This is a genomic window from Alicyclobacillus vulcanalis (assembly GCF_900156755.1).
In the GTDB taxonomy this organism is placed as follows: domain Bacteria; phylum Bacillota; class Bacilli; order Alicyclobacillales; family Alicyclobacillaceae; genus Alicyclobacillus; species Alicyclobacillus vulcanalis.
The window spans coordinates 1-15824 of sequence record NZ_FTOO01000002.1 but is presented as its reverse complement, the minus strand read 5'-3'; the positions used below and the strand labels follow the sequence as shown (position 1 = coordinate 15824).

The 15824-nt window shown below is 59.9% G+C and carries 21 protein-coding genes and 1 pseudogene; 16 read left to right on the top strand and 6 right to left on the bottom strand.

The window, feature by feature from the left end; translation table 11 throughout:
* Window positions 1-17 precede the first annotated feature (17 nt).
* The 8 genes from BW934_RS02380 to BW934_RS02345 all read left to right on the top strand — a co-directional run bounded on the left by BW934_RS02380 (window position 18) and on the right by BW934_RS02345 (window position 6294).
* Window positions 18-653 carry a DUF2953 domain-containing protein gene (locus BW934_RS02380; RefSeq protein WP_234969492.1) on the top strand — a complete coding sequence of 212 codons (636 nt, stop codon included), beginning with the start codon at window positions 18-20 and terminating at the stop codon, window positions 651-653.
* Between the two features lies 1 nt (window position 654).
* A complete protein-coding gene (gene ytfJ / locus BW934_RS02375) occupies window positions 655-1056 on the top strand; it encodes a GerW family sporulation protein (protein ID WP_076344755.1) in 402 nt (133 codons plus the stop codon).
* A gap of 75 nt (window positions 1057-1131) precedes the next feature.
* Window positions 1132-1725, top strand: a complete 594-nt coding sequence (locus BW934_RS02370) for a nucleoside recognition domain-containing protein (RefSeq protein ID WP_076344753.1) — start codon at window positions 1132-1134, stop codon at window positions 1723-1725.
* Complete coding sequence (locus tag BW934_RS02365; RefSeq protein WP_076344751.1) at window positions 1722-2267, top strand: spore maturation protein; 546 nt, start codon at window positions 1722-1724, stop codon at window positions 2265-2267. The genes BW934_RS02370 and BW934_RS02365 overlap by 4 nt, the downstream gene beginning before the upstream one ends.
* A gap of 44 nt (window positions 2268-2311) precedes the next feature.
* The gene (locus BW934_RS02360) at window positions 2312-3133 is read left to right on the top strand and encodes a pseudouridine synthase (RefSeq protein WP_076344749.1); all 822 of its coding nucleotides are present in this window, start codon (window positions 2312-2314) and stop codon (window positions 3131-3133) included.
* Between the two features lie 58 nt (window positions 3134-3191).
* Window positions 3192-3716 (top strand): YhcN/YlaJ family sporulation lipoprotein, encoded by a 525-nt coding sequence (locus BW934_RS02355; protein ID WP_076344747.1) that lies wholly within the window; start codon window positions 3192-3194, stop codon window positions 3714-3716.
* Window positions 3717-3823: 107 nt separating this feature from the next.
* Window positions 3824-4525, top strand: coding sequence for a response regulator transcription factor (locus tag BW934_RS02350; RefSeq protein WP_076344745.1), 702 nt, complete (start codon window positions 3824-3826; stop codon window positions 4523-4525).
* A complete protein-coding gene (locus BW934_RS02345) occupies window positions 4522-6294 on the top strand; it encodes an ATP-binding protein (RefSeq protein WP_084182441.1) in 1773 nt (590 codons plus the stop codon). The genes BW934_RS02350 and BW934_RS02345 overlap by 4 nt, the downstream gene beginning before the upstream one ends.
* Window positions 6295-6451: 157 nt before the next feature.
* On the opposite strand, the gene BW934_RS02335 is transcribed toward BW934_RS02345, so the two are convergent.
* Complete coding sequence (locus tag BW934_RS02335) at window positions 6452-6889, bottom strand: helix-turn-helix domain-containing protein (protein ID WP_076344741.1); 438 nt, start codon at window positions 6887-6889, stop codon at window positions 6452-6454.
* Window positions 6890-7110: 221 nt separating this feature from the next.
* On the opposite strand from BW934_RS02335, the gene BW934_RS02330 reads away from it, so the two are divergent.
* Complete coding sequence (locus BW934_RS02330) at window positions 7111-7773, top strand: SIR2 family NAD-dependent protein deacylase (RefSeq protein ID WP_234969490.1); 663 nt, start codon at window positions 7111-7113, stop codon at window positions 7771-7773.
* Window positions 7774-7831: 58 nt separating this feature from the next.
* On the top strand, window positions 7832-8206 hold the full coding sequence (locus BW934_RS02325; RefSeq protein WP_076344737.1) for a hypothetical protein: 375 nt from the start codon (window positions 7832-7834) through the stop codon (window positions 8204-8206).
* Between the two features lie 2 nt (window positions 8207-8208).
* On the opposite strand, the gene BW934_RS02320 is transcribed toward BW934_RS02325, so the two are convergent.
* On the bottom strand, window positions 8209-8865 hold the full coding sequence (locus tag BW934_RS02320; RefSeq protein WP_076344735.1) for a PrsW family intramembrane metalloprotease: 657 nt from the start codon (window positions 8863-8865) through the stop codon (window positions 8209-8211).
* Between the two features lie 69 nt (window positions 8866-8934).
* Here BW934_RS02320 and BW934_RS02315 point away from each other — a divergent pair, with 69 nt between their 5' ends.
* The 3 genes from BW934_RS02315 (at window position 8935) to BW934_RS02310 (ending at window position 10747) form a co-directional block, all read left to right on the top strand.
* Window positions 8935-9774, top strand: coding sequence for a DUF2797 domain-containing protein (locus BW934_RS02315; RefSeq protein ID WP_084182439.1), 840 nt, complete (start codon window positions 8935-8937; stop codon window positions 9772-9774).
* 16 nt (window positions 9775-9790) lie between these two features.
* The gene (locus tag BW934_RS15040) at window positions 9791-9961 is read left to right on the top strand and encodes a hypothetical protein (protein ID WP_200805709.1); all 171 of its coding nucleotides are present in this window, start codon (window positions 9791-9793) and stop codon (window positions 9959-9961) included.
* Between the two features lie 84 nt (window positions 9962-10045).
* Entirely contained in the window at window positions 10046-10747 is a 702-nt protein-coding gene (locus BW934_RS02310) for a S1C family serine protease (protein WP_076344733.1), read from the top strand.
* Between the two features lie 17 nt (window positions 10748-10764).
* Here the strand turns inward: BW934_RS02310 and BW934_RS02305 are convergent, their stop codons facing one another.
* Window positions 10765-11112, bottom strand: coding sequence for a hypothetical protein (locus tag BW934_RS02305; protein ID WP_076344731.1), 348 nt, complete (start codon window positions 11110-11112; stop codon window positions 10765-10767).
* A gap of 108 nt (window positions 11113-11220) precedes the next feature.
* Here BW934_RS02305 and BW934_RS02300 point away from each other — a divergent pair, with 108 nt between their 5' ends.
* Window positions 11221-11934 carry a class I SAM-dependent methyltransferase gene (locus BW934_RS02300; RefSeq protein WP_076344729.1) on the top strand — a complete coding sequence of 238 codons (714 nt, stop codon included), beginning with the start codon at window positions 11221-11223 and terminating at the stop codon, window positions 11932-11934.
* 8 nt (window positions 11935-11942) lie between these two features.
* Here BW934_RS02300 and BW934_RS02295 read toward each other — a convergent pair whose 3' ends face one another.
* Complete coding sequence (locus BW934_RS02295) at window positions 11943-12650, bottom strand: metallophosphoesterase (protein WP_076344727.1); 708 nt, start codon at window positions 12648-12650, stop codon at window positions 11943-11945.
* A gap of 150 nt (window positions 12651-12800) precedes the next feature.
* On the opposite strand from BW934_RS02295, the gene BW934_RS02290 reads away from it, so the two are divergent.
* Both BW934_RS02290 and BW934_RS15035 read left to right on the top strand, forming a co-directional pair.
* On the top strand, window positions 12801-14165 hold the full coding sequence (locus BW934_RS02290) for a UvrD-helicase domain-containing protein (protein WP_234969489.1): 1365 nt from the start codon (window positions 12801-12803) through the stop codon (window positions 14163-14165).
* A 128-nt stretch (window positions 14166-14293) separates the two neighbouring features.
* Entirely contained in the window at window positions 14294-14443 is a 150-nt protein-coding gene (locus tag BW934_RS15035) for a hypothetical protein (protein ID WP_200805708.1), read from the top strand.
* Here the strand turns inward: BW934_RS15035 and BW934_RS15030 are convergent.
* Both BW934_RS15030 and BW934_RS15555 read right to left on the bottom strand, forming a co-directional pair.
* The gene (locus BW934_RS15030; protein ID WP_076344725.1) at window positions 14425-14856 is read right to left on the bottom strand and encodes a hypothetical protein; all 432 of its coding nucleotides are present in this window, start codon (window positions 14854-14856) and stop codon (window positions 14425-14427) included. The genes BW934_RS15035 and BW934_RS15030 overlap by 19 nt on opposite strands.
* Before the next feature lie 137 nt (window positions 14857-14993).
* Window positions 14994-15135: pseudogene (locus BW934_RS15555) on the bottom strand (transposase); the annotation flags it as partial.
* Window positions 15136-15824: the final 689 nt, after the last annotated feature.

Genomic DNA, 15824 nt, shown 5'->3' with positions numbered 1-15824 from the left:
TGGGTGCACCCTAGCCCATGAGTGCGAAAGAGGTGCCTGCACCCATGGGCTTCGGTTGGATTGTCATTGCGTGCGCCTGCGCCGCGCTCGTTGCCTTGCTGATCCTGGTGGCTCCCATTCGGGTAGAGCTCGAGTACAGGCGCAGCGGAACCGACGAAATCCAGGCGAGCGTGCGCGCGCTGTACGGGCTTGTGCGGCTCCGATGGACCGGGTCGCCCAGTGAGATGAAGCGCCGTCCGCGCCGGCGGCGCGATGAGCGATCGCGTCAAAGCGAAGACAGCGTTGACGCTGCCCCGCGCCGCGCGCGCTCCCTGCGCGCTTGGCGTGTCTTCATGCAACGCGCCATGCACGTGCTCGACAGAATGGCTCGACATGTGCACGTCGACGAGCTTCGCCTCGAGGCACGAATGGGCGCCGGAGAATCGGTTCGGACGGGCATGCTCGTGGGCATGTCCTATGCGCTCATCTACACGTTGCTCGGTTGGCTTACGAGCCGCGTGCGAATGCACCGCGTGCCGACCGTTTCCATTGCGCCCGCCTTTCAGGAAGCTCTGTTGACCGTCTATGCAAAAAGCATAGTGCGCATCCGCACAGGGCACGTTATAGCTGCAGGACTTCGCTTGTTGACGGCTTGGAAGAGGAGGGCGTCGTAACGTGGATCATCCCATTCAAGGCCTCATGCAGACCGCGATGTCAAACCTTCGAGAGATGGTGGACGTGAACACCATTATTGGCGATCCGGTTGAGACACCGGATGGCACGGTGATCCTGCCGGTCTCCAAGGTGGGCTTCGGCTTTGCGGCAGGTGGAAGCCAGTTTGAGGGAGGCGATGCGCACGGTCAGAACCAGGGCGACTTACCGTTTGGAGGAGGCTCCGGCGGTGGTGTCTCCATCACCCCCATTGGCTTTCTCATTGTGCATGGCAACAACGTCCGCCTGCTCTCGGCAGACCACCAGAATCAGCTGTACGACCGCTTGATCGATCTCGCCCCTGCCATGTTGGAGCGCCTGCAGAGCCTGTTCTCGAAATCAAAGTCCGATCCGCCCGTGATGTAAAGAGGGTCATACGTTCGGCGCGCCCGGCATACCTCTTGTTAGGGACAAGTCCGCCCGAGCAGGGGGTGCCGTGCCGTGATCGACTTCATTTGGCTCTCTTTATTTCTTGTGGGCGTCGGAACCGCCATGGTGACGGGCCGCATGCAGATGGTGTCAGGCGCCATCCTGAAGGGCGCGGAAAGCGGCGTGGAATTGTGCATCGGCCTGATCGGCGCCATCAGTCTATGGATGGGACTCATGCGCATCGCAGAACAAGCGGGGGCCGTATCCTGGCTCGCGCGCCGGCTCAGGCCCATTGCGCGCCGCCTTTTTCCGTCGGTGCCCGCCGATCATCCCGCCATGGGCGCGATTCTGGCGAACATGAGCGCCAATTTACTTGGGATTGGAAATGCGGCCACGCCGCTTGGCCTGAAGGCGATGGAGGAGCTGCAAAAGCTCAATCCACATCCAGACCGCGCCTCGGATGCCATGTGTACGCTTCTCGCGGTGAACACGGCGAGCATCACCATCATTCCCACCACCGTCATCGCTTTGCGCATGCAGTATCATTCGGCGCATCCTTCCGCTGTGGTCCTGACCACGCTCGTGGCATCGTTGATTGGGACGTGCGCCGCTATCCTCTTTGACCGCCTCTTTCGAGCCCTGTCTCGCCGGAGGCCGGTCCGATGAATGACGCGCTGGCCGTTTTGAGCGAATGGATGTTGCCGCTCGTGGTGGCGGTCATTCTCGCCGTCGGTGCTTGGCGACGCGTGCCCGTGTACGAGACGTTCATCGAGGGCGCGCAGGGCGGGTTCACGACGTCCATCCGGCTCATCCCGCATCTCGTGGCCATGATGGTCGCCGTGAGCGTCTTTCGCGCGTCCGGTGCGATGGACGGGTTGATACACCTCGTCGATCCGATTCTGACTTGGCTGCACGTCCCAGCCGCGGTCGCACCGATGGGCATCCTGCGGCCCATCACGGGGCAGGGAAGTCTGGCCTTCATGATCGACATCTTTCAGAAGCACGGACCGGATTCCCATCTCGGCTTACTCGCGTCCACCATGCAGGCGTCCTCTGACACCACCCTATACATCCTCACGGTGTATTTCGGTAGCGTCGGTATTTATCGATTCCGATACGCGCTCGCTGTGGGACTGTTGAGCGACTTTGTCAGCGTCCTCGCATCCGTGTTCGCAGTTTGGCTCGTGTCTGGTATGATACATGTCTAGCGAACCCGGGTATGCTACCCAGGAGGATGGGAGTTCAGAGCGGTATGGAACGATTGCAGAAGGTGTTGGCGCATGCGGGTGTGGCTTCGCGCCGAAAATGCGAGGAGCTGATTCTCGCCGGCCGCGTGAGCGTGGACGGAGAACCCGTCACTGAACTGGGCGCCAAGGTCGATCCGTCGCGCCAGCGCATCGCGGTAGACGGGGTGCCGATTGAGCTGGAGGAACCGGTCGTTTTGGTCTTGAACAAGCCTGTGGCGTATCTCTCGACGGTCTCTGATCCGCTCGGAAGGCGCACGGTGATGGAGCTGTTGCCTCCGGTCCGCGAGCGGCTCTATCCGGTCGGTCGACTGGACTATGATACCAGCGGATTGCTGCTCTTTACCAATGACGGCACGTTGACACAAAGGCTTCTTCACCCTTCCGTCGAGATCGAAAAGGTCTACCGCGTCTCCGTGCGCGGCGTGGTCGATCGCGAAACGCGCAGAGCCCTCACGGAAGGGGTGGAGCTTGAAGACGGTGTCACGGCGCCGGCCAAGGTCGAGGTCTTGCGTCAAGCGGACGGCGAGGATGGCGTGGCGGTGGTGCACCTCGCCATTCACGAGGGCCGAAATCGCCAAGTTCGGCGCATGTTCGAAAAACTAGGGTTGCCCGTTCAGAGGCTGAAGCGCATTGCGTTTGGTCCCGTGACGCTCGGCCATCTGAAGACAGGCGAGTGGCGCCCTCTGACAAAAGAAGAGTGGGTGGCGTTGTACCAAGCGGCCGGCCTGACGCCACCGCCCTATCGGCGCCCCGTCGTGCGGCGCGATCCCGACGCGGGCGACACGCGGCGGTCGCAGTCTGCCAAGCGAGGTCCACGGCGGCGCTGACCTTGATGCATATCGAAGTCGCGAGAGGCAGCATCCTACCGGTGGGGGTGCTGTGAACATGAATCGTTCGACTCGAATCGCGGCTGCCATCTGCCTCTTGGCCCTTGCCACCGGCTGCGGTCGCGTGGAAAACGCGTCTCAGGCTGCCAACCAAGTGGCGCAAGCCACGAGGCAGGCGGGTAACGCTGTCGCCAACACGGCCCAACAGGCGGGGCAGGCCATCGACCGCACAGGACAAGCGATGGGGAATCCAACCGCGGCAACGTTCCGGGAAGCGAGTGACGTTGCCCAACATCTCGTCCAATCGGGCTATGCAGCGCACGCCGTGGCCTTTGTGATGGGCGATGTAGCGTACGTCGCCGTGGAGACGTCGCCGTCGGATCGGGCCAAGCATCCGACCAAGTCCGACATTGCGGCGCAAGTGACATCGCACTTTCCTTCGATCCGAAAAGTGTACGTCAGTGAAGATCCCAACGTGTACGCTCGGTTTCAAAGCTTTGAGAACCTCATGCGGCAAGGGCGCCCGGCGCAAGCGGTGTGGCAGAACTTCAAGACTTCCGTCGCTCGGATGTTTCCGTCCTAACTGGGACGAACGCGGCCGGTCGGGCTCGGGCCCGATCGGCCGCGTTGTTTGCCAAACGTTTCTGGCCGTATAATGGGTTGGGAGGGGTCCTAGGCGGAGGTGTACGCATGGCGCAAACGCGAATTTTGGTGGTGGATGACGAAGAGCGCATTCGGCGATTGGTTCGCATGTACCTCGAGCGAAACGGGTTCGAGGTCGACGAGGCAGCGGACGGCAAAGAGGCCCTCGCTAAGGCTTTAAACCAAAGCTATGCGCTCATCATCCTGGATTTGATGCTACCGGGCATGGATGGGCGCGATGTTTGTGCGCACATCCGTCAGCACAGCAATGTGCCCATCATGATGCTTACGGCCGCGGGTGACGAAGCGAACCGGGTGCACGGATTCGAGCTCGGCGCTGACGACTATGTGGTCAAGCCGTTCAGTCCTCGAGAGCTGGTCCTGCGCGTGAAGGCAATGCTGAAACGCACGGGTGAAATGGAATACGGCCGAAGCTCCATTCAAACTCTTACCTTCCCTGGGTTGGAAATTCAAATCGACGCGCGCCGCGTGGAGGTCAACGGCCAAGAAGTCAACCTGACGCCCAAAGAATTTGACTTATTGGTGTACATGGCCCAACGCCCGGACAAGGTGTTTAGCAGGGAAGAACTGCTTCGGGACGTGTGGAATTATCAATTTTTCGGGGACCAGCGCACGGTAGACACGCACATCAAGCGCCTGCGCGAGAAGCTTGGCCAAGCTTCTCCTGACGTCAGTCGCTACATCGTGACCGTCTGGGGCGTGGGGTACAAGTTCGAGGTGGCCTCGTGATACCCAACAGCATCGTTGCCAAGATGTGGCTGACGATTGTCGGCATGGTGTTCGTCATTCAAGCGCTGCTCTCCGTCTTGCTGCAGCAAGTGTTCAACAAGTACGTCGTGACGCGGGAAGAGGCAAGCCTTACCCAATTGGCGCTCACCATCGAGTCGGTCCTCGCCACCGGTGCCGACTCGTCCGTCAAAGAGCAAGTGGCGAGCGACATCGCAAAGCGCGTGGAACACGCCACGGTCGTCTACGGCATTCCTTACACCAAGAGCCCGGCGCTGAAGGCGGCTTACGACGCTTTGAACGAGAGCCAAAGGCGGATGTTGGATCAGGGGGAGCCGGTGATTGTGGCCGGATCGCCAGGTCGCACGCGTCGGCTCAGTGTGTACGTCAAAATTCCAACCGCGACTTCGACCGCGCCGGGTATGCTGGCGGTGTCCCAAGACACCAGTGTTCTCGACGAGCCGCTGCGCGAGATTCGCAATATGGTGCTTTTTGACACGGTGCTTGGCGTCATTCTCGCAACCGGATTCGCCTTTGTGATCTCAAAAAATCTGTCCCGTCCACTTGTCGATATGACGCGCGCAGCCGAAGAAATGGCCCGCGGGCACTATCGCCAGCGCGTGCGCGTCGTGACCAGGGACGAAGTCGGGCGCCTTGGGCATACCTTCAACGCACTTGCCCGCCAACTCGCCGAAACCATTGAGCAACTCTCCATGGAGCGCGAGGGTCTGCAGCGCATTTTGTCTTCGCTGCAGGACGGCGTCGTGGCCACGGACCTCGATGGCCGTGTGGTGCTAGCGAATCCCCCGGCCAAGCGTCATCTCCGCCATCTTTCCGTGGCTGAGCGCGGCATCGTCGATGAAGAGAAGCTGCCTGACCGCCTGATGAGCCTTTGGGTCCGCGTTCGCGAGCAGCAAGACGCCGTGTATCGCGAAGACACGTGGGATGGGCGCACCATCGCCATCACGATGCTCCCTTTGTATGAGGCGGACGGAACGACATTACGCGGCGCGCTGTGTGTGTTGCGCGACATCACCGAGGAGAGGCGACTGGACCGCCTGCGCAAGGACTTTATCGCAAACGTCTCCCACGAGCTGCGCACCCCTCTCAGCATGTTGCAGGGGTACACCGAGGCGCTCTTGGACGACATCTCGGACGATCCAGAGATGCGCCGGGAACTCACGGAAATTATCCACGACGAAACGCTCCGCATGAAGCGCCTCGTGAATGATCTGTTGAACTTGGCCCAGTTGGAGAGCGGCCAGTTTAAGCTCAACTTTGTCCTGATCGATCTCACCCAAGTGATGCGGCGCGTGGCCCGCAAATTTCAGGCGCTCGCAGGCGATGGCGAGCAACTCGCGTTTCACGTCTCCATCTCCAACGGTCCCGTCTTGGTCGAAGGAGATGAAGACCGCCTGGAACAAGTATTCACCAACTTGCTCGACAACGCATTCCGCCACACGTCGCAGGGCACGATTCAATTTGAGCTCGACATCCGCCACAACTACGCGTATGTGCGCGTCGCCGACACGGGCAGCGGCATCCCAGAAGAAGACGTGCCGTACATTTTTGAGCGGTTTTATAAGGCGGACAAGGCTCGCACCCGGACGCGCTCCGGTACGGGGCTGGGATTGGCCATTGCCCGCCAATTGGTGATTGAGCATCGCGGCGAAATTCTGGTCGAGAGCCGACTCGGCGAGGGCACCACGTTTACGGTGGTGTTGCCACTCGCGTCCGAAGTCCATCGCGCAGAGGGGGGAAACGTCTCGTGACGTGGGTGTACGACTCCAGGCTGTATGACACCAAGTTTCAAGCCTCCTGCCGCATGGCCCGGCTGGAGGACGCCGCGCTGGCGTCCTCGATTCCCTGTCGGCTGATTTCGATTTTTCAGACCTCAAGCGGCCGGTACGGAGTGAAAATGCTCGTGGTTCATGACTCGTCAGAATCCGAACGGCGTTCGAAGTAGCGCAGGCGGGTTAACAGATTTTTCTTTTGAGCTAACACGTCGATGAGCTGTCGCAGGAACAAGGCTTCTTCCTTGGAGAGCTGGCTCATGCGGTGGGCGGCTTCCAAATAGGGAAACGAGTCCTCGTTCAGCACGAAGTGTTGCAGCGGCGTCGGCAATTCATAGACGGAATCCCGCATTCGCTTGGGCTCGTACGTCGTGTCCGCGTCGCAGAGCACCTCGAGAGGCACGCCGAGCGCATCTGCCAGGCGCTTCGCGTAATCCAACGACGGCCGCCGCTTGTCCCTCTCGATGGACGAGATGTGCGGCGTGGATACGCCCGCGCGCATGGCAAGCTCCTGCTGCGACCAACCCCGGCTTTGACGAATGGCCCTCACTCGAGCACCAAAAGAATCTTTCATCGCTCCATACCTCCCTGAATCTCTTCACCATCGTGGTTTCCTGGCAGTTCGGGCGAACGACAGCTAACGACAATGTAACCGCGCGACGCCTTCATCGTAAATGCAAATTTGGGAATAAAGTTTACTGTTATGTAAGCTCTCTCTGCATCACCTCGGAAAGGATTTGTTGAATGTTATACTACTGTTCTGGGAAACCATCTGCCAAGAGGGTAAGTGGACATTTGTGGACTTGGCCCAAGTCTCGACTGCTCGCACTCACGGGGGCGGGCATCAGCGTTGAAAGTGGCCTGCCGACCGTCAACGATGAGGTTGCGGGCGTGCCGCTTCGCAGCCTGTTCGAGCCGTGGATCTGGGAAAAGCGGCCGCTCGATGCGTTTCGGGCATATCGACAGATGGTGCGCGATTGGCAGCGCAAACGGCCGAATCGGGCGCACCTGGCGCTCGCGCAAGCCGACCTCCCGATCATCACACAGAATATCGACGGATTGCACTGGGCTGCAGGCAGCGAGCGCGTGATTGAACTCCACGGCAATCTGCGTGAACTCCGGTGTCCTTCCTGCGCTGGCATTTTTCAATCCGCTTTGATTTGGCGGAGTTTGTTACCTTCATGTCCGACGTGCGGGCACCTACTTCGCCCGGGATTTGCGCTCGAGGGCGAGCAGGTGCGGCACATTGCGCGTGCCATGGATTGGCTTGGCGAGGCTCACGGGCTGCTCGTCGTGGGCACAGAACTCCAGATGACGCCCGTTCGAACCCTGTACGAGATCGCCAGAAGGCGCAATCTCCCCATTGCGTGGGTGCATGATCATGCGGAGGAGTGGGTCCCTCATTTGCTCGGACAGGAAGGCCCGGTGGATTCTCTTTTCCGCCCGGGTGAAGTATAGTAACAGCAGTGAGGATCGACCTATCGCGTCTAAGGTGCTAGACAGATGAGGGGATGTTGTGGATTCGGATAAGATTCATTACGTGCTCGTCACGGATCGCAGTCGCAAAGCGCGGGCTCTTCGTCAACTGTATGAGGCTCTCGCTGCGACGCGAGCTGATACGCGGCCACTCGAAGTTCACATTGGGGACATTCGGGGGCAAGGCGGCATTGAAATTGGCGAGCGAGACCGGCATCGAGTGCTCGGCCTCCGCCTGCAGGATGAACATCTGAGCCCATATTGTCAAACGAATATGAATCTATTTCAGCTGCTCATGCTGGATGAGCGGACAGAGATGAGCCTTTACCGCGCGCAGCGGGCGTGGTTGTTGGTGTTTCGCGGCGTGGCGAATGGGCCTCGGCCTTTTGGGACCGAGGGCTATGATCTTCGATAGACTCACGTCCATCGGATCCGCCACGGCTGACGGGCGCGCCGAAGGATATGCACGCTGTACTCGCAGAGCAGGATGAGGACGCCCGCGAGCACGAAGTCCGCGATGAGCGATCCGGCCAGGGCGAAAGTATCGTACACGCCGTGGGCAATGGCCGGCGCGATGTAGCCCCAGGCTCTGGACGTACCTAGAAATCGCGCCCTCGCGAACTGATAGCCCATGATAATGGCAAACATGAAGTGCGCCGGTACAGCCGTCACTGCCCGCACCACCGCGGTCCAAAAGCCAGAGCTCGTCACGTACAGAATGTTTTCGACCGTAGCAAATCCAAGGCCAATCGCGCAGGCGTAGACGATCGCGTCAACCGGTGCCTGAAGCCGGCCGCGATCGAGCACGGTGCGCTCAAAAACAGCTGCTTTCAAGAACTCTTCGACCATGCCAGCCACGAAGAAGGCTGTGGCGAAGATCCCGCGCCAGGTGGTTGGCTGTGTTGGGGCGTGATCGAGCAAGGTCCGTTCGATCACGCCTGCGGGTAAGACCACCAGCGCGCCGAGAAGGAACAACTTGGCGATCTCCCGCTTCGGCTCGGGATGGAGTTTGTCGTACGTGTAGATCAGTGCGAGGAAAAGCAGCCCTGGAAGCACTGCGAGCGCAAGATACATTCGGCGTTCCCTCTTCCTGTTCATCGGATGCTTGCAGCGGTTGTAGTGTGAGGTTTGGGGGACGGATTTATGTTGTGGACGGGAGATCTGCGTGAGCTCGAGCCAGGCCTCGATACGCCCGTCTCCTACAGGCTGCGGTACGCGACCGCCGAAGGGCCGTGTTCCGTGCCGGTCTCGATCGGCGATACGCTGTTCTTCAGGCCGACCGGAGAGCGGCGTTGTATCGCCTGTGGGAGGCGCGTAAAGAAGCTGTACCAGAACGGTTACTGCTTTCCCTGCGTGCAGACGCTCGCGGAGTGCGATCTCTGCATCGTCAAGCCGCATGAATGTCACTTTCACTTGGGCACGTGCCGGGACGACGACTTCGCGCGCGTCCATTGTATGGTGCCGCACTATGTGTACATCGCCTGGAGCAGCGGATTCAAGGTCGGCATCACGCGCAAGGGGCGTGAATTGAGGCGCTGGATGGACCAAGGTGCATCAGAAGCCGCCGTGATCGCGGAGGTCCCGGACCGCAAGACCGCCGGCGAGATCGAAGTCCACATCGCCCGCGGTATGGCGGATAAGACCAATTGGCGAAAGATGCTTGCCGATGAATCCGGGCCGGATCGTCCGCTGCTCGAGGTCGTGCAAGAGGTGCAGGCAGCGATGGATGATGCGTACCGCGGGTATCTGGTGTCTGACGTCAAGGTCCAACGGTTTACCTATCCGCGGCAGGCGGAGTTTGCGCTGCGGCTCACGGCGCTCGGCCTTGGATCGGACGAGCCTATCGGCGGCGTGGTGCGGGCCATCAAGGGACAATACCTTGTCTTTGACAGCGGGGTGCTCAATGTCAAGCGATGGGCGGGGCACGAGGTCGTCGCCGATCACGTCAGCGCCTCATGTTCCCCGGCTGCCCGGGCAAACTAGGGCGGGAGGGGTGCGCATGACCTGGATTTATGAGGCTCGCTTGTACGACTCCAAGGCTGTCGCGATGTACGTCGCGACCACCCTTCGCGATTCCGGTGCGCGCCCACGGCTCGACGCGTCCAGTGTCCAAGTTTATCGCACGCGGCGGGGCAACTACGGGGTGCGATATCGGACGCTTGACGCGTAGCCGCGCGGCACGCGCGTTCCCCTTGGCGAATACAATGAAGCGCATCGTGGATCGGCCTCGATCCCGCCAAGGGGTGATGACAAAGTGAAAAAAGGCCATTCCACGCCGGGCAAACGCGCAAATGCACTTCATCTCCCCAACTTCGTCCGGCTCGTGGAACGATATAAAAAGTGCGTCGTCGGCATCGAAGTCATCCAAACCCCCTATCGCGATCGCGCTTTGTTCTTTCCGTGGGAGCGCCCGTTGCCACGGGAAGGGCGCGCAGCGCTCAACATCGGAACAGGTTTCATGTTCCATCCCAAGGGCTACATTCTCACCAATGAACACGTCATCGCGGAAGCGGACCGCATCATGCTGCGCGCATTCGGCCGAAAGGATTTGGTGGAGGCCGAGCTCGTCGGCCGAGATCGAAAGCATGATATTGCGGTGCTGTGGGCCAATCTTCCCGTGCCATCGCCCGTGCTGCGACTCGGACACAGCAAGGACGTGCAGGTGGGCGAATGGGTGGTGGCCATCGGATCGCCGCTCGGCCTCGATCACACGGTGACGGTCGGGATCGTCAGCGCAAAGAATCGGCCTTTGCAGATCGGCGATCGCGAATATCCCAACCTGATTCAAACCGATGCGGCCATCAACCGCGGAAACAGCGGCGGACCGCTCATCAACCTGCGCGGCGAGGTCATCGGCATGAACACGGCCGTCTCGCAGAGCTCACAGGGCATAGGCTTTGCGATCGCGGCCGATGTGCTGCGACAGCGCGTGAAAGCCATCCTTGGCGACGTGTGACATGCTGGGATGGCACATCAACCCCCGCGTTGGATGTGCCTGCGCAAGTAGAAATGCTGGCGCGGATTGCATTCGTACCACGCGCGCACGATGTTGCGCGAGGTCCACGCATCGCGGGGCAGAAGCTGTTCCACCTCGTCCGTCACGTCGGTCAGGCGGATGTGATGACCGTCGACGACTTTTCCAGCCTCAAGGTCGCGCCACGCGTGTCTTGCGCACGCCGACCGCCAAAAATTGTGCATGGAGCCTTCGCTGTAGATTTGGGATTGCCCGTTGGCAAGGACCAACAGAAGAGCTGACGGCATAAACATCACGTCGCCAGGCGGTTCAACACAGGCTTCATAGACTCGAACGATGGCTGTCAAGGTCCGCTCCTCCCTCGTTGGACGGCCCATTCGGCAGGGCCGGGGGCGGTGCAACCGCCCGGCCCTATCGCGGATGGGCAGCGTACGATCCGCCAGGGGCCGTCGAAGATGGACTACTTGGATGCATTGAGCCGAGCCGACGTGACTGCCGCTCATCCGGGAGGCATCGACCTCACGGTATGGTGGCTCAATCGAGTGCCCTTACAGCCAGGAGCTGCCGTGCTCGACGTCGGGTGTGGAACGGGAGCGACCGCCCTCTTGCTCGCCGAGCGGGGCGCCCGCGTGACGGCACTGGACGTGCGGCAAGAAATGATCGAGCGCTTGCGGCGCAAGGCCGAACGTCGGGCTATCCCGGTGAATGCCGTGGTGGGTAGCGCAGAGCATCTGCCATGGCCTGCCGCGTCGTTCGACGCCGTGATCGGCGAATCGATCCTCGTCTTCATGGATATCCCGATCGCCCTACAGGAAACGAGGCGAGTGCTGCGACGAGGCGGTTTCGCCGTCTTCGTCGAAATGGTGGCGCCACCGGATCCACCGGTGGGGTGGCACGAGGAGGCCTCGCGCGTGTACGGCGCACGGGAAGTTCCGACGCTCGAACGGTGGTTGCAACACTTCCATGCGGCCGGAATGAGGCCTTCTGTCCTACGCGCAGGGTCCATCTGGGATCTCGCACAGCAGCTTCCGGCGCAGTCGCCGAGCGCTTGCATGGACCCTGCTGCGTTCATGGATGCCGAAGTCGCTCAGGCGTTGGCCGAACACCTGGCTTGGATGACACGGTTCGGTGACACTCTCGGCTATGGCGTGTTTTACGTCGAAGTCTAACCGCCGATTTATCCGTCCAACCAATCGTCTGGCAGACACCAGGGTGCGAACTGAAGGTAATCGGAGCTCACAAGCTGATAGTGGACGCCGTCGATCACGCCGTTAAACGCGAAGCGGTGTGCGGGGCCGTGTAAGTGACCGTACACACAGCCCCGCACGCCGTAGGAAACCAAGAGCTCGTGAAACGCCGAAGGCCCGTGTTCAGGATCCACGGGCGGATAGTGCATGAGGCACACAATCGGTTTCCCGTGTTTGATGGCCGTCTTCAGCGACAACTCGAGCCGCAGGATTTCCCGCTTAAGAATGGCCTCATCCTGTTCCCGCACGTACGACGGGTGGTGGGGGAGCGTCCATCCTCGTGTGCCCGCAAAGCACACCTCGTTTACGACGAGGCTGTCGTTTTGAAGGGCGTACATGTGAGGGGGAAGCGCCTGGCGAACGCGCTGAATCCCGCCCCACCAATAGTCGTGATTTCCGCGAATGAGAATCTTCTGGCCTGGCAAGCGCCCAATCCACGCCAAGTCAGGGGCGGCCTCTTCAAGTTTCATGGCCCACGAGATATCGCCCGGGATGAGTACCACGTCGTCATCGTGAACCCGTTGGCGCCAATGATGAGCAATTTTTTCGGCGTGATCGCGCCAGGTTTGGCCGAAGACGTGCATCGGCTTTTTGTCAGATGTGTCGAGGTGCAAATCTGCAATGGCATAAATGGCCACGGTGGTTCCCCCTTGACCGTTTCATGATATCACACCTGTCGCTTCGGACCTCGAAGACCCTGCGCACGATCTCCTCAAGCGCAGCAATTCATCCCCTTCGTCATCGACGACGAGCGTCCTAAGCTGTTGAATCAACCAAGGGGGATGTCGATGTGGACCGAGGAACAGTGGGCCGTGATCGAGCCCAAACGAATGTCGTCCGTAGTCGTGGCAGCGCCAGGGAGCGGAAAAACGACGGTGATGACCGAACACATGGCGCAAATCATCGCCGCGCGGCTCATCCCGGCGCAGCGCATTCTCGCCATGACGTTCACTCGACAGGCAGCGGAACACATGCGGCAAAAGTTGCGCGCCCACAAAGAGCTTCGACCCGAAGACGTTGAGTCGTGCGCGATGGGCACATTTCACGCGGTCTTTTTTCGGGCATTGCTCGAAGCCGACAGGCCGGTGTATCCCGTGCTGACGCAGCGCGACCAGTATGCGCTGATGGCCGATGCAGTGTGCGAGGTTCTTGGAGAACGGCGCGCGGTAAGTGCTTACGAACTCCAATCTTATCTCACGCTTCACAGCCGAATGGTCGGTGGACAAGTGCCAGACATCGACGCGCCGACGCGAAAAATTCTGCAGGCCTATGCTCTCAGAAAGCGTGCAAGCCGACGCTGGGATCATGACGACATTCTGCTCGCTTCCCTCGATTTGTTTCAACAGCCGTGTGACCCATCCATCCGCCTGTTCCAGGCGCGTTACATACTCGTCGATGAATTTCAAGATACAAACCTAGTGCAGTGGAACCTTCTCACTTCTCTGCTAGCCCGCAACGAAGCGCTCGGCTTTGTGGTTGGCGACGACGACCAATCCATCTATGGTTTTCGCGGCGCTTCGCCGGAGTTTCTTCAGCGCGCTGTCGAGGCCTTGCCTTACGCGCGTCAGCATCTTCTCACGCTGAATTTCCGGTCCGATCGGAGCATTTTGCGTCACGCCGCACAGCTCATTCATCACGTCAAGACGCGGGTGCACAAGCCGCTGCGGGGTGTTCGAGATGCGGAGGGCGTCTGCCAAGCGTACGAGGTAACGGACAGAACCGAGCAATGGGTGCTTGCGCACGGCTTGTTGACTTCGGCGGTGCGGCGCGGGTATTCGGTCGCCTGCCTCGCCCGCACGCGCAATCAGCTCGCGGCTGCATGGGCTGCACTACAACAGTTGTGCGGGACGGAATGGCGTGTGATGGCAAATCGGATGGAGTTCCGCACGTTTCACGACAGCAAGGGAAAAGAGTGGGATGTCGTAATCGTCTTGGATATGGCGGTCTCGCACGACGTGAATCTTGCCGACGCGGATGAAGAAAGGCGCCTGATTTACGTAGCCATGACAAGAGCGCGCCATGAACTGCACGCTGTTGTCCCCTGCACGGTCGAAGGTCGACCACGACGTCCCCATCCGTTTCTCCATGAGGCGGGAATTCCGCTTGTGAAAGCCAGTCCACGTGGACGCAGACTTCGATTCGAAATTGGGTGAAAAATCTCTGGACTTTTTATGGTGTAACTAATACAATGAGCTTAAAGCAAAACTGTTATACATCATTTGTTGTACATCACATACAACACAAACCCAGGGGAGTGGTCAAGGTGACAAGGAGCCATCCGATGAAAAATAGCGACGTGCACGACACGATGTTCACGGACCAGCTGCGTACGAGTGCGGACATGGAGGGCAAGCGCGAGTTTGCCGACACGGAGAACAAGCGATGGGTTCAAGATTGCCTGTTGGATTATTATCACGGCAGCAAAGGCTGAGCTGATGTCGTATCCTTCATGAGGACAGCACTTTTGAGGCCTTCGAATGAGCTTTGAGCTGGTGATGCGGTCTCGCGTTTGAGACCGTCGAAAATTGGACGCGCGCTGAAGAACAGGACGTCGGCCCTGCTTCGGCGCGCTTTCGCGTTTGCGCCCGAAGAGGGAGCGTTCAAGCGGACGGGCGAACGCGAGAAGCCGCGGGTCATGAATGGGCAGTTGGATGGGGGGAGGCGCACGGACAAGCTGATCCTGGCCGCGCGGATCTTCGTCACTCGGAACGAGACGGCAGCCACTTCCTCGATGCCATTTGCCCGGCCTATCTCCAGAGCCGATGTCAAGCGTACTACGGCGTTGATGTACACATGCGCCTTCATTTTGTTGATATCCCGCACATGCAGGTCGACAAGCGCCAAACATTCCTTCAGCCGCGATGGGGATTCGGATATCGAAGGACGTCCTCATCGATGTGTCTCTTCACGATCATTCCGTAGTTCGACGCTGAACGCGCAGCCATGCCAATCGGATAGTCGACAACCAACTCGGCAAATCACGTCGCCGCAATCCCTTCGTCCGCGATGGTCCGAAAGACGTGGCTTAGGGTCGAGACCGACGGAACAGATCCGTGAAGGGAGGCCACACTGGTAACGAAACCGCAAATCACTCTCCAGACGTCGGTGAAGCTGCGTACATGTTCGTCGATTGTAGACGTTGGCCTTCATCCCTTAGAAATGGTTGTGGATACCAGCTTCTTTCTCTCATGTACAGGTGGACTCCTTCTTTGTGTTCAAAAAACTTGCCGCGCAAGGGCTCGTGATGCTGGGAAAGCGTCCTCTCAGCTCGCACGAGCGGACCGTAGCGATCCGCGTGCGCGGGACGGGAATACCGTTGGCCATGATGGCAGGGCCCAAGACACCATGAGCCCTCGAGGCACTCGTGGGGCAAGACAGTCCCTTCGCCCGGTGGCGTCGTCGATCGCATCATGCACGGGGAACTGCGGGGCTGAACAGATTCGGTACTCGCGTCCGTCTGCCAGAGCAGCCCGGCCCGCGTCTCGCGAGGACGGGTACGATGGCGTTTGGGCGGACGATGCTTGCGGACAGGAGAGAGGTCGGCGGCCCGAAGGATGCGGCGTGAGCGACTCCCTTTTCCCTTCCGAGCTGAGGAGTCTCACGGTGACCCTATCACACACGCTCAACAATTTTTCGCGATCCGCCTTGACACAGGGCCCGGGAGGGTGATAGTATCATTCTCGCCGCCCGCGAGGCGGCGCGAAAGACCGCGCGAGAGCGCGGGAACGCTCCTTGAAAACTAAACACACGAGACCACCAAACCCACAAGTCCATGCGACCCCAAATGGAGTACAGGATAGACGCTTGGATTG

Bases quoted from the DNA above. Each gene is read 5' to 3' on its own strand.
- BW934_RS02300 (WP_076344729.1), top strand. From the start codon at position 11,221: ATGGACTACTTGGATGCATTGAGCCGAGCCGACGTGACTGCCGCTCAT.
- BW934_RS02360 (WP_076344749.1), top strand. From the start codon at position 2,312: ATGGAACGATTGCAGAAGGTGTTGGCGCATGCGGGTGTGGCTTCGCGC.
- BW934_RS02335 (WP_076344741.1), bottom strand. From the start codon at position 6,889: ATGAAAGATTCTTTTGGTGCTCGAGTGAGGGCCATTCGTCAAAGCCGG.
- BW934_RS15035 (WP_200805708.1), top strand. From the start codon at position 14,294: ATGAAAAATAGCGACGTGCACGACACGATGTTCACGGACCAGCTGCGT.
- BW934_RS02355 (WP_076344747.1), top strand. From the start codon at position 3,192: ATGAATCGTTCGACTCGAATCGCGGCTGCCATCTGCCTCTTGGCCCTT.
- BW934_RS02380 (WP_234969492.1), top strand. From the start codon at position 18: ATGAGTGCGAAAGAGGTGCCTGCACCCATGGGCTTCGGTTGGATTGTC.
- BW934_RS02365 (WP_076344751.1), top strand. From the start codon at position 1,722: ATGAATGACGCGCTGGCCGTTTTGAGCGAATGGATGTTGCCGCTCGTG.
- BW934_RS02315 (WP_084182439.1), top strand. From the start codon at position 8,935: ATGTTGTGGACGGGAGATCTGCGTGAGCTCGAGCCAGGCCTCGATACG.
- BW934_RS02290 (WP_234969489.1), top strand. From the start codon at position 12,801: ATGTGGACCGAGGAACAGTGGGCCGTGATCGAGCCCAAACGAATGTCG.
- BW934_RS02320 (WP_076344735.1), bottom strand. From the start codon at position 8,865: ATGTATCTTGCGCTCGCAGTGCTTCCAGGGCTGCTTTTCCTCGCACTG.
- BW934_RS15040 (WP_200805709.1), top strand. From the start codon at position 9,791: ATGACCTGGATTTATGAGGCTCGCTTGTACGACTCCAAGGCTGTCGCG.
- BW934_RS02350 (WP_076344745.1), top strand. From the start codon at position 3,824: ATGGCGCAAACGCGAATTTTGGTGGTGGATGACGAAGAGCGCATTCGG.